Raw genomic sequence first — 12,051 nt, forward strand, 5'->3', positions numbered from 1 at the left:
GGGTTAAGGAGTTGTTTTGGGTAAAGACAGTTATGCTACTGTTTTACATCTTCCGGAACAGTACTCTGCTTCTTTTTGAGGTCAATTTTGTGATATACGCTAAAGCTGATGATATCCCGGCTGAAGTATTGGTTTCCGGATGCCCGTTGCTGGTACCATTTCAGGTAACCTGCTTCGAAGGCCACATTTTTATGTATTGCATAGTTGAGGCCCACATAAATCCTGTTCTGGTCAAACCTGTTATAGTTGATTCTTTCTCCGGCATTGATATGGATCTCGTCGTTTAGCTTTAGTTTTAGCGGCAGCCCATGAATAGTGGCCAACTGATACTCTAACCCAAGGCGGTACCTGAAGCGGTAGTTGGTATTATACCCTTCCGCCAGTTCCCCATCCTCTATGTTCCTGAAGAACCTCTTTTCAATTCTATAACGATGCCCTATAAGCAGTTTACTAAAGGACTGTTTGTAATCAAATTGAATGTGCGGTCGCAGTTCAGGCACCACTAGCTTGTTTGCTGCGTGGGGATCTTGCGGGCTTTGCAGGAAATAGGTGAATCCTGCCGAAGCATTCCAGCCTTTGCCTAGTGCATAGTTCAGGTGGCTGCGCGTCACAAATTGGTGCTGCGCATCGGGGTTCATGTACCGCCTCTCATGCACCTCCGTAATCAACAGCCATTTCGGGCTAAACTCCAGCGTATTGTTATAGGCGTACCAGACTAACTGCTGCTGTGTTACCTGCTTGCCCGTGCTTTGGGCATATAGAGAGGGTGCGGCAATAAAAGAGAGAAGAACCAGGTATACCTTATAAGCGCTCATACTACTTTAAATTCAACAAATGTACGCTGTATTTCTTACAAGCAGCTAAGTAGAAAACGTAGGAGCTTCCTTAAATGCACCTTTTTTCTGATAAAGGCTGCAAGCCGGTTTCTAAGGGGCCATGTGCAAACACTTTCACTTGTCTAGAATACCCTTTACATCATCGAAAGTAAGTACCGCTTGGTTAACTTCTTCTCCACGTGGAACATCCCTCACAGAACCTGAGGCTAGAAAGGGAAGAAGTACGGAAGTATGAGGGAGGCGAGCAACCAGAGGAGTAGGTTAAGGGGAGTGCCCACCTTCAGATAATCGGTGAAACGGTAGTTGCCGGGGCTGTAGATCATGGTGTTCGTCTGGTAGCCAACTGGCGTCATAAAGCTGAGGGAGGCTCCATAGGCAACAGCCATCAGAAACGGCCGCACGTTTACACCTAATTCCAGTGCCGTAACAATGGCAATGGGTGCTAACAGTGCCGCCGTAGCATTGTTCGACATAAAGTTCGTTGTCATGAAGGTGATAAAGAAGAACACTGACAGCAGCGCATGGGGCCCATAGTCTCCCAGGCCATAAATCAGGTAATCGGCCAGGAGCCTGGCAGCTCCTGTTTTCTCAAGGGCTGCCCCCATTGAAAGTACGCCCGCCAGCATAAAAATTACTTTCCAGTCGATTGCTTTGTAGACTTCGTCCATCCGGATACAGCGAAAGAGGATGAGCAACACAACACCCACTACGGCGCTTAGTACAATGGGCACTAAACCTGTGGCGGCGGCCATCACCACGCCTACGCTGATGATCATGACCGGGATAATTTTGCTGTAGTTAAAGTGGCTACGCTCTGTTTGAGAAATAATCAGCAAGTCCTCGTTTTCCCGAAGTTTGTTTGCCTGGTGCGCATTAGCGGAAATCAGCAGTACGTCTCCGGCTGAAAGCTTTACGTGTGTGGGCTTCTCATTTACGATTTCGTCGCGATGGCGGATAGCCAGTACGGCAGCACCATGATTGTACGATCGGAAGTTGAGTTCTTTCAGCGACTTTCCTTCCATGTAGGAGTTTGGGGTAACGATGGCCTCGTACAACTTGCTGTCGCTGGTACGCAGTTCTTCGTCCAAGAATTTCCGCTCCGATTTCAGCTTGATGCCTTTTTCTTCCTTCAGCATTTTAAGCTTTTCTACTCCACAGCGTATCTTCAGCACATCATTTGCCTGCAGAATCAGCGAAGGTGTGGCGTGGAGTTTAGATTCCTGGCGCGTCACCTGCATTACTTTCATATCCAGGTTCTGGACCAGGCCCAGCTTTTTCAGCGGCTCCCCCACCGACGGGGAATCAGGAAGCAGTACCACCTCCGTCACATACTCCCCCAGATTAAACTCCTCCGACAGGTCTTTAGAATGCTTGCGGCTGGGCAGCAGGTGCCTGCCAACAAAAAACATGTATGCAACACCTACCAGCAGAAACAAAATGCCTGCCGGCGTAAACTCAAACATCTGCAGCGGCTCCTGGCCCTGCGCCTGCGCGATGCCACTGACCAGTATATTAGTAGATGTTCCGATAAGGGTGCAAACACCACCCAGCAACGCACCAAAAGAAAGGGGAATAAGCAGCTTAGAGGGGCTGACATCTATATCCTGGCTAACCTGTATGACGACAGGCATCAGGAGTGCCACTACAGCAGTGTCGTTTATAAAAGCAGAAAGTGCTCCAGAAATAAGCATGAGCGAGAGCAGGCAGAGGAGGTAATTTTTACGCCCAATCCGCGTCAGGACTAAGCCAATACTATTTAATGCACCGGACTTGAAAATAGCAGAACTAATGACAAACATAGACGCTATCGTGATAGTAGCCGGATTGCTGAATCCTGCCAGGCCCTCTGCAGGAGTCAGGACACCAGCCACCATAAATAAGGCCATTATCATAATGGCCACTGTATCCATAGAGAGTTTGTCGGATACGAACAGAACGACCGCCAGCGCAATTATTCCTAATACTATGGCAATCTCAAATGTCATAGGCCCGTTAGCAAAACTTTAGGTGCCTGCATTTTTTGCTTTTGTGATCGTCCGGAATGTATTCTGGCAGGATCAGCAGCAGGCAAAATTAACTGTACAGATGTAATTTATATGCCTGCATACGGACAAAGGGAGAAAAAGCTATATATTTTACTGATTATATGATAGTTAAACAGAAATAAGTTTACTTTTCATTGCTCAGCCAAGCCTCAGCCTCCTTACATGATGTAAAGCACCTCAACGGCAACTGGCTTTCACTCATGATTTCCTTGAGTTGTAAAGTGGCAATGCGATCGACCGGTTCAACGCTGGCAACCCGGACAAGGCCGGCTTTCCTTAGAAGCGTTTGCGCCTCTATATGCAGCCTACACAGCCGCTGCGGGTGCGTAATCATGGTGCGCAGGTCTGAGAGCAAATTAAAGCCAGGCTTTGCCAACTTCAGCGCTTTCTGTATATCGTCCAAATAATGCGGAACAGCCTCTTTGTTTTTCCAGAAACCCTTGATGATAAAATAAATTCTATTCTTCACACTATCGTAAAGCAGTTCATAGCACTGGTTTTGGGCCACTACTATTTTGGACTCATTTGGAGCGGTATGTTGGTTGGTACTAAACATAATATCTAGTACATTCTACGTGCTTTCACCGCTGCTGCATTTAACAATGTACAGTAAATGTTAAATATTAAGAGGATTATAAAGTAAAGAAGCACTTATACAGCACTGGGAGCAGGTTAACAATACACCTTAACAGCATGGCGTATTTTGCACTAAAATATATAGTGAACAAGATTTACTCTAGTGTTAGCTTGCTCGAAAGGCCGTGCAGCACCCCATTGCTAACCTGTATGTTCTTCGTTTCGATACGTGCGCCATTTACCAGCGTGTGGTCCTTTTTGCGGAAAATGTTAAGCTTTGTCCGGGCCAGTGTCTCTACGGTAGATCCATCTTTCAGATCCTTTTCAAGGTAAGCGCCTTTTAAAATATGATTGGAAATAACGGCTCTCAGTCGTGCGGGGGCTAATTGTTGCAATGCAGTAAGTTCCGCCTCCGGCGGAGCCAGCACTGTATAAAGTTCCTTATCAGAGAGTATAGGTGTTAAACCTGCTTTTGTTATAAGGTTTGCCAGCACCGGCCTTTCCTGCATCACGTATTGCATCAGGGTCATCCGCTCCTTCGGAACTAATGCCATTTCCTGCGCCTGTACAGGCTGGAGGCAAACCAGCAACAGTGCAATTATAGCAATACTAACATATAACTTCTGATACAATAGCTTCATGATGTTAAGCAGCATACTTAGTAGTATACGTAACAATCACTACGACAGCCAGGAAAAACTCACACAAGACATCGCAATAGAAGTGCAATTTAACCCGCTTTAAAACAGGCTCCAGTTACTGATCTCAGAGAAGAAGTTTGGCAATGCCTGCGGCACCAGCGCAATACTAAGCACAAAGCCATAAACAGCGCCATACAGGTGCGCATCGTGGTTAATGTTGCCTTCCATTCGCCTGCCAGAGTAGTAAGAGTACATCACATATAATATACCCAGGATAAACCCTGGAATACAAAGCAGCCCGTAGAGGCATATATCATTAGTAGGATAAAACAGGATGCTGGAAAAAACCACAGCTGCTACCCCACCTGATGCACCTAAAGCCCGATAGGCCGGGTTGTTGCGATGTTTGAAATAAGTAGAAATATCCGATACAATGATACCTCCGATATAAATAAGCAGGTATAACAGAATGCCTGTTACTGGTCCGAAAATAATGCTGAGTGTCTGTTCCACTGCTCCCCCAAAGAAGAAAAAGGTGAACATGTTAAAGAACAGGTGCGTGAGATCAGCATGTATAAACCCAGAGGTTACGAAACGATACCAGGAATTGTCGCGCTGCACCGCATAGGGCTGAAAGATCCAGGAATGCATCACATTTTCGTTTTTCCAGGCATAAAACGAGGTACCGACCGTGATGATAATGAGTATAAGGGTGACGCTTAAATCCATAGGATGAAAAATTTGAATCAGATAAAAGACAAAGGAAGAAAGACTTCCGAGGGTATAATAAAGCAATCCCTTCTGTCTTTCTTCCTTTGCCAAAAACAATTTAGCAATTTAGCAATCAGCCATCAACTATCCCGCTCCATCAGCTGCAGGGCCAGGCCACGGATGGTGGCTTTACGCTCTTCGGGTAACTGAATGGCATCTAAATGGTGAAGGGCCTTTTGAAAGTAGCGGTCAATCTGCTGTTCTGTCTGGTGCCGGATGTTGAGTTGGTTGTAGACCGCTGTGATGGCTTCTACTTTTTCTTCGGCTATACTGTCATCCGTTTTGTCACGCCAGCTGATGATGGTCTGCCGCTGCTGTTCGTTAGCCTGCTCCAGCGCCGTCAGCATCAGGAAGGTTTTCTTGTCCGATAGGATGTCGCCACCTACCTGCTTCCCGAACTTGGCTTTATCACCATATACGTCCAGCAAATCATCGCGCAGCTGGAAGGCAATGCCCACATTATCTCCGAAAGCCTTCAGGTGCTCCGCATCGGAAAGCGGCGCGTTCTGAAGGATTGCCCCAAGCTCCAGGCTAAAGCCCAGGAGCACGGCAGTCTTCAGCGTAATCATGCGGATATACTCCTGTATGCTTACCTGCTCGCGCTGCTCAAAGTTCATGTCCAGTTGCTGGCCCTCGCACACCTGGGCAGCTGTTTCGCTGAACAGCTCCAGCACCTGCGCCAGCTTGTCCTGCTCCACACCCAGCAACAACTGGTATGCCCGCACCACCATCACATCGCCACTGAGAATAGCCGTATTGGCGTCCCATTTTTCGTGCACGGTTTGCTCACCACGGCGCAGCGGTGCCTTGTCCATAATGTCGTCGTGCATGAGCGTGAAGTTGTGGAAAACCTCTACCGCCACCGCCGGCAAAACCGCCTTGTCCACATCGTCGTCATACATTTTTGCTGCCAAAAGTACCAGCAAAGGCCGTATGCGCTTCCCGCTCAAGGCCATGATGTACCGGATGGGCTCATACAGCTCAACCGGGTGCTCGCCATATCGGAGCGTGGACAATGTGTGATTTATCTTTTCAGAAAGGGTGCTGATATCCACAGGATACTTACTATTTTTTCAGGGTTTCGATTAACGTCAGATCAATGGTACGGTCGGCAAGGTTGGCGCTTTTCACCTCTACCATCACCTCATCACCAAACGAAATAATGCGTTTGTTCTGGCGGCCGATGATGCGGTAGTTGTTCGCGTCCAGTTCGTAGTAGTCGTCGTTAAGGTCAGACAAACGAACCATACCTTCGCACTTGTTTTCCTCGATCTCCACAAATATACCCCATTCTGTGACACCAGACACAATCCCTTTGTATTGATTGCCAATAGTGTCTTTCATAAACTCTACCTGCTTGTATTTAATAGAGGCACGCTCCGCATCTGCGGCACGTTTCTCCATCTCAGAGGAGTGGCGGCAACGCTCTTCGTATTCATCCTTCTCCTCTGACTTGCCTCCGTCGAGGTAATGCTGCAGGAGGCGGTGCGCCATCATATCCGGGTAACGGCGTATGGGCGATGTGAAGTGCGAGTAGTGGTCAAATGCCAGGCCGAAGTGGCCTTCCGGCTCCGTGCTGTACTTAGCCTTTGCCATGGTCCGGATAGCCAGGTTCTGCAGTACGCTCTGCTCCGGCTTACCTTCTATCTCTTCTGTAAGGTTGTTCAGTTCTTCTGATATATCACCATCCGGGTCTACTTTGTAGCCGAACTTGCGGGCAAACAGCGAGAAAGTGCTCAGTTTGTCAGGGTCCGGAGAGCCGTGGGTACGGTATACCATAGTCGGACGGCGCTTGCCTTTGCCCAAATTATAGACATACTCGGCCACTTTCTTGTTGGCCAGCAGCATAAACTCTTCTATCATCTTATGAGCGTCTTTACGCTCTTTCACATACACATAAAGCGGCTTTCCGTTCTCATCCAGCTTAAACTTTACTTCTGTTGTCTCAAAGCTGATGGCGCCGTTCTTAAAGCGTTTGTCTTTGAGCTTTTTGGCGATACCGTTTAGTATGTTTATTTCTTCTGCAAAGTCACCTTCGCCGGACTCAATACGCTCCTGTGCATCCTCGTAAGCAAAGCGGCGGTCGGAGTAGATGACGGTGCGACCAAACCACGAATCGTATAGTTTGCCGTTCTCGTCCAGCTCAAACACCGCTGAAAAAGTTAGCTTCTCCTCTTCCGGCCTTAAAGAGCAGAGGCCGTTGGAAAGGCGCTCCGGCAGCATTGGTATGGTTCTGTCTACGAGGTAAACCGAGGTCGCTCTGCGAAAAGCTTCTTTCTCGAGTGTAGTCTTTGGCTGCACGTAATGCGTTACGTCGGCAATATGTATCCCAATCTCGTAATGCCCGTTCTCCAGTTTCTGTATCGACAGGGCATCATCAAAGTCTTTCGCATCAGCCGGGTCAATGGTGAAGGTCGTGACGTCGCGGAAGTCGCGGCGCTTGGCTATTTCAGCCTTCGTTATCTTATCAGAGATGCTTTCCGCCTCTTCCTCCACCGCTTCATCAAACTCAAACGGTAAACCAAACTCCGCCATGATAGAGTGTATCTCGGCCTCATGTTCACCAGCCGGGCCAAACACACGGGTTACTTCCCCGGTTGGGTTCTTACCGGGGCTCTTCGGCCACTCCACAATCTTCACCAGCACTTTGTCGCCGGATTGCGCACCGTTCAGTCCACGCTCTCCCACAAACACATCAAAGTACAGCTTCTTAAAGTCGGGCACCACAAAGCCAAAGTTCTTCGACAACTCCATAATCCCCACCAGTTCTGTGCGGGATCGCTCCAGCACTTCAATAACCACACCCTCCTGGCGTCCGCCGTGCACGGTTGGCGATACTTCTACTTTTACCGTGTCACCGTCCATCGCATACTTCAGGTGTTCCCGGAACACGCGCACGTCCTCTTCGCGCCCTTCCGACACGATATAGGCGTACTTGCTGTTTGCGAGATCAACGCGACCAGTGATGATATCCACCTTCAGGTTCAACATGAACTTTTCGTCGTCAATCGGCAGCAATTTATTTTCCTTCACCAGGGTCTGCAACAGGCTGTTTACCTGCTCACGGCCTTTTTTGTCTGTTATCCCCAGGCGGCGGCACAGCTGGCGCTGCGTAAATACGGTATCCGGGCTGTCGGAGAAAGCTTCCAGCACCCGTGCTTTGGCTGACTTAGGGGTATCTTTGCGGCCGGAGGAAGATCCGCCGCGCCTGGAGGAGGAGCCTCCCCCTTTAGATGATTTGCCTCTTGATGATGAATCGCCCCGTCCTCTGGGGCTGTTGCGTTCGTTGCGGCTGTCGTTGTCTTTGCCGCCTTTGTTACTGTCTTTACTTCTCATGTATCTCTTTATGCATCTGGCAGCCACAAAACAGCCGCCGCTTCTATTTACAATCTTTTACTTAAATAGTTTATTTCCTATACGCCGGATGTGGTTGTATGGCTAAGGTGATGGGAAATTTTATGGTGAATTTATATATAATACTTCATATATAAGCTATAGATAAGTAATTAACCGCCTTGCGTCAGGCTTCGTGTAGTAGCAGCAGAGAAAATAGTTATGTTTTACAGACAGAGTTTGAATTACATGTTATCAAACAAGCCCGTAGAAACGTAGATGGAGGAAACAGCATAGTATATAACGGTACCGCCAAAACCTTTCACGCAATGGCAAAGAAAAAGAAGAAGGGTGCGCCTGCAAAAGGTAAAAATGCACCGGCAACTCTTAACGACGAAAAATACCTCTCCAGCGGCCGCGCCAGAAGCTTACCCATCTATAAATGCGTAATAAATGAACATTGGGAGGAGGATGGCATGGCCGAAATTTTTGTCTCCAGAAAGCACGTAAACGGCCACGTGACGGTAGGCGTTTACCTGGTAGATACGTTTTGTACCGGCGTCAAAAGCACTTTCTATTACTTCAACACGACGGAAGAAAAGTTCGAAGATCTTCTTACAAGCATTCCGGTGGACATGGAAGATATTTCGTACGAGCTGGCCCACAACATTATATACGGTGCTATTGCCTATGCACAGGAGTATGGCATTGCTCCTCACCCTGAGTTTCAACTGACACAGATGATACTGGAAGAAGATACCGAAGACGTGGAACTGATTGAGCTGGAGTTTGGCCGCAACGGAAAACCTGCGCTGCTCATAAACCCCGCCGGTGATCCCAGAGCGGAATATTACCTGCGCCAGTTAGAAAAACACGCCGGACCTGGTAATTATGATGTGGTGGATGGCCGTTTAGGAGAGGCTTTGGATGACGATTTTGAGGATGACCTGGATGATGACTATTATGCTTTTCCGGAGGATTGGGACGAGGGGGATTGGGAGGAGTTTATAGATGAAACGGAGCCGGAGGAGTTAATTAACTTCATAGAAGCGGCTGGTTATATGTATGACAAAACAGTTGCCGCGCCAACCCAGGCCGTTGACCTGCTCACTTCTGATTTGGAACACGTGGGTATGGCCATTACCTATGAGCCCTTACAGAACAACTATTCTGACGAAGAGCTGAGTGAAGCCGCTCAAATTATAGCAACGGTAAAAGCATCTGTCCCCTCCGAGCAGACAAACCCCTTAGACATTCTGAAACCAGATTATGCTTCAGATAAACCCGGCACAGGCCTGCTAAAGCCTAAAGACAACTCAGAATCAGTTCTGAAGCAAACAGTAGAGCGGCTGCAGCAGAATATAAAAAAATGGCCGGAGAACCCGATTTTCTGGAATTACCTGGCTATGACGTACCAGCAGTTGGGTGAAGATGAAAAAGCGGAGGAAACAATCATCCAGTTGCACGAGCAGTTCCCGGATTACCTGCACGGCAAAATAATGTATGCTGAACTGCTGCTGGACCAGGAAAAAGCAGACGAGGTTCCGGCTGTTTTCAACAACCAGTTTAACCTGAAAGGGGTGTACCCGAACCGCGATATGTTTCATATATCCGAACTGGTGATGTTTAACTTCCTTATGGCTGATTACTATCTTGAAGAAGGAAATCTATACATGGCCAACATGTATGTGAAGATGCTGGACCAGATGGAAATACCTGATAGCGTATCGCTGAACATGCTGCTGTTGATGAGGGTGAACGTTGCCCTTGTAAAGGAAATGGCGCCTGTACTTCAGGAAGCAAAACAAAGCGAAGAAAAGAAACGAGAACTGATTGCGCAACTGGTAAATTAAGTAGTGTATCCCCAGGAATGTATTTGAAACCTACCGGGGCCTCGGTTCTAACCCAGCGCCTTCATAGCTTTCCGCTTCTGCTGTGCTGCCAGAATGTCTTCCGGCTCGCCCCTGGGTATAGCGCTGAGAAGGGTTCGGGTATACTCCTGCTGCGGGTTTTTGAACAGTTGGTCGGGGGCACCGCTCTCTATAATCCTGCCTTTGCTCATCACCAGGATACGGTCTGACATGTACTTTGCTACGGAGAGGTCGTGGGTGATGAAGATATAGGTTATCCCGAACTCCTGCTTCAGCTTGTTGAGCAAATTCAGTACCTGCGCCTGCACCGAAACATCCAGAGCAGACACCGACTCGTCGCAGATGATGCATTTTGGTTGCAGTGCCAATGCCCGCGCAATGCTGATGCGCTGCCGTTGCCCCCCTGAAAACTCATGTGGATAACGCTGGAAGTGCTCCGGCAAAAGCCCCACTTTATCAAGCAGTTCCATTGCTTTTGCACGATGCTCTTTGCCACTGGTATAAAGCTTATGCACACGCATCGGCTCCATTATTGCCTCTCCTACTGTATGCATCGGGTTCAGCGAAGCGTAAGGGTCCTGAAATATCATCTGAAAGTTGCGGCGGCTTTTACGCAATTCCGTCGCGCTAAATTGGGCAATATCGTAGCCCTCAAAAAGAATATTCCCCTCCGTTGGCTCTACCAGCCGCAACAGCGCACGACCTAGCGTTGTCTTGCCGCAGCCCGACTCTCCAACCAGACCAATCGTTTCACCGGGCTGCACCTCAAAGCTCACGCCATCCACTGCTTTTATATACTCGGTGGTGCGGCCAAAGAAGTTTTTCTTTGCCGGAAAGTATACCTTCAATCCTTTAACCTGCAACAGCGGTGGCTTCTGCCCGTTTGCCTGTTGCTGCTCCAGGTACGTTAATGTATGTCTCTTCACCACATCCTCTAGTGGCGGCTCGTGTGCGTGCTTTTTCTTTTCGATGATGTTCCCGAAGGCATCCTCCTCCATAAAGTCAGACACGGTGGGCAAAACAGACTGTGGTTTATCTGATAGCTTCGGGCGGCAGGCCAGAAGGCCTTTGGTGTATGGGTGCTGCGGATTTGTGAAAATATCGAATGTGTTGCCTTGCTCCACCAGTTTGCCTTTATACATGACCAGAATGCGGTCGGCTATTTCGGCTACCACACTTAAATCGTGCGTAATGAACAGCACAGCCGTGTTCTCTTTCACACGCAGCTCGTCAATTAGTTGAAGCATGCGTGCCTGCACCGTTACGTCGAGGGCGGTGGTGGGCTCGTCGGCAATGAGTATGGCGGGCTCGCAGGCCATGGCCATGGCAATCATCACGCGCTGCTTCTGCCCACCAGAAATTTCGTGTGGATAAGCATCATACATCTGCTCCGGGCGTGGCAGCTTTGCCTTCTCAAAAAGCTGTATCGTGCGTTCCCTCGCCTCTTGTTTGGTTAATTTAGTATGCAGCAGCAGCACCTCTGCCACTTGCTTTCCACAGGTATACACCGGGTTCAGCGACGACATCGGCTCCTGGAAAATCATACTGATTTCTTTTCCGCGCAACCCCTGCAGCTGCTTCTCAGGTAGCTGTAGCAAATCAACCTGCCCAAACTCATTCGAATGAAAAACAGCCTCCCCTCCTGCTATGCCGCCAGGTGTATCCAACAGCCGCATTACCGACAACGCTGTTACAGACTTCCCCGAGCCTGACTCTCCTACTATGGCTACCGTCTCTCCCGGAAATATTTCGAATGATATTTTATCCACGGCTCTGACAATGCCACTCTGTGTGGAGAAAACAGTTTCTAAATTTATGATTTGAAGTATGGGAGTGGGTGTGGCCAAAGTAAGAGCATGTTTAAATTTGTAACGTTCTGATTTTTAGTCAATCCGGTTAAGAATGAGCTGACAATTCTGCCATAGTACCCATGCTTCTGCGCTTTTAGTGGTCTTTTCATGGTCTTTGTCGAGCCTTC

General features: G+C 48.5%; 9 protein-coding genes. 1 reads left to right on the forward strand and 8 read right to left on the reverse strand.

Going from position 1 to position 12,051, the window contains the following annotated elements; genetic code table 11:
* Window positions 1-35: 35 nt before the first annotated feature.
* From E1919_RS14180 to rnr, 7 genes are all read right to left on the reverse strand, one after another.
* Window positions 36-815, reverse strand: a complete 780-nt coding sequence (locus E1919_RS14180; protein WP_162054054.1) for a DUF2490 domain-containing protein — start codon at window positions 813-815, stop codon at window positions 36-38.
* 227 nt (window positions 816-1,042) lie between these two features.
* Window positions 1,043-2,821 carry an SLC13 family permease gene (locus tag E1919_RS14185; protein ID WP_162054055.1) on the reverse strand — a complete coding sequence of 593 codons (1,779 nt, stop codon included), beginning with the start codon at window positions 2,819-2,821 and terminating at the stop codon, window positions 1,043-1,045.
* Window positions 2,822-3,005: 184 nt separating this feature from the next.
* On the reverse strand, window positions 3,006-3,437 hold the full coding sequence (locus E1919_RS14190) for a hypothetical protein (protein ID WP_162054056.1): 432 nt from the start codon (window positions 3,435-3,437) through the stop codon (window positions 3,006-3,008).
* Between the two features lie 175 nt (window positions 3,438-3,612).
* Window positions 3,613-4,098: a fasciclin domain-containing protein gene (locus E1919_RS14195; RefSeq protein WP_162054057.1), complete on the reverse strand. Its 486-nt coding sequence runs from the start codon at window positions 4,096-4,098 to the stop codon at window positions 3,613-3,615.
* A 99-nt stretch (window positions 4,099-4,197) separates the two neighbouring features.
* Window positions 4,198-4,827, reverse strand: coding sequence for a rhomboid family intramembrane serine protease (locus E1919_RS14200; RefSeq protein WP_162054058.1), 630 nt, complete (start codon window positions 4,825-4,827; stop codon window positions 4,198-4,200).
* A gap of 122 nt (window positions 4,828-4,949) precedes the next feature.
* Window positions 4,950-5,924: a polyprenyl synthetase family protein gene (locus E1919_RS14205; RefSeq protein WP_162054059.1), complete on the reverse strand. Its 975-nt coding sequence runs from the start codon at window positions 5,922-5,924 to the stop codon at window positions 4,950-4,952.
* 10 nt (window positions 5,925-5,934) lie between these two features.
* Window positions 5,935-8,205, reverse strand: coding sequence for a ribonuclease R (gene rnr / locus E1919_RS14210; protein ID WP_162054060.1), 2,271 nt, complete (start codon window positions 8,203-8,205; stop codon window positions 5,935-5,937).
* A gap of 326 nt (window positions 8,206-8,531) precedes the next feature.
* Between rnr and E1919_RS14215 the strand changes: the two genes are divergently transcribed.
* The gene (locus E1919_RS14215) at window positions 8,532-10,055 is read left to right on the forward strand and encodes a tetratricopeptide repeat protein (protein WP_162054061.1); all 1,524 of its coding nucleotides are present in this window, start codon (window positions 8,532-8,534) and stop codon (window positions 10,053-10,055) included.
* A gap of 47 nt (window positions 10,056-10,102) precedes the next feature.
* Here the strand turns inward: E1919_RS14215 and E1919_RS14220 are convergent, their stop codons facing one another.
* Window positions 10,103-11,920, reverse strand: coding sequence for an ABC transporter ATP-binding protein (locus E1919_RS14220; protein WP_162054062.1), 1,818 nt, complete (start codon window positions 11,918-11,920; stop codon window positions 10,103-10,105).
* Window positions 11,921-12,051 lie beyond the last annotated feature (131 nt).

The sequence above is a fragment of the Pontibacter pamirensis genome (assembly GCF_010015475.1).
Lineage (GTDB): Bacteria > Bacteroidota > Bacteroidia > Cytophagales > Hymenobacteraceae > Pontibacter > Pontibacter pamirensis.

Bases quoted from the DNA above. Each gene is read 5' to 3' on its own strand.
- E1919_RS14215 (WP_162054061.1), top strand. From the start codon at position 8,532: ATGGCAAAGAAAAAGAAGAAGGGTGCGCCTGCAAAAGGTAAAAATGCA.
- E1919_RS14185 (WP_162054055.1), bottom strand. From the start codon at position 2,821: ATGACATTTGAGATTGCCATAGTATTAGGAATAATTGCGCTGGCGGTC.
- rnr (WP_162054060.1), bottom strand. From the start codon at position 8,205: ATGAGAAGTAAAGACAGTAACAAAGGCGGCAAAGACAACGACAGCCGC.
- E1919_RS14180 (WP_162054054.1), bottom strand. From the start codon at position 815: ATGAGCGCTTATAAGGTATACCTGGTTCTTCTCTCTTTTATTGCCGCA.
- E1919_RS14190 (WP_162054056.1), bottom strand. From the start codon at position 3,437: ATGTTTAGTACCAACCAACATACCGCTCCAAATGAGTCCAAAATAGTA.
- E1919_RS14200 (WP_162054058.1), bottom strand. From the start codon at position 4,827: ATGGATTTAAGCGTCACCCTTATACTCATTATCATCACGGTCGGTACC.
- E1919_RS14195 (WP_162054057.1), bottom strand. From the start codon at position 4,098: ATGAAGCTATTGTATCAGAAGTTATATGTTAGTATTGCTATAATTGCA.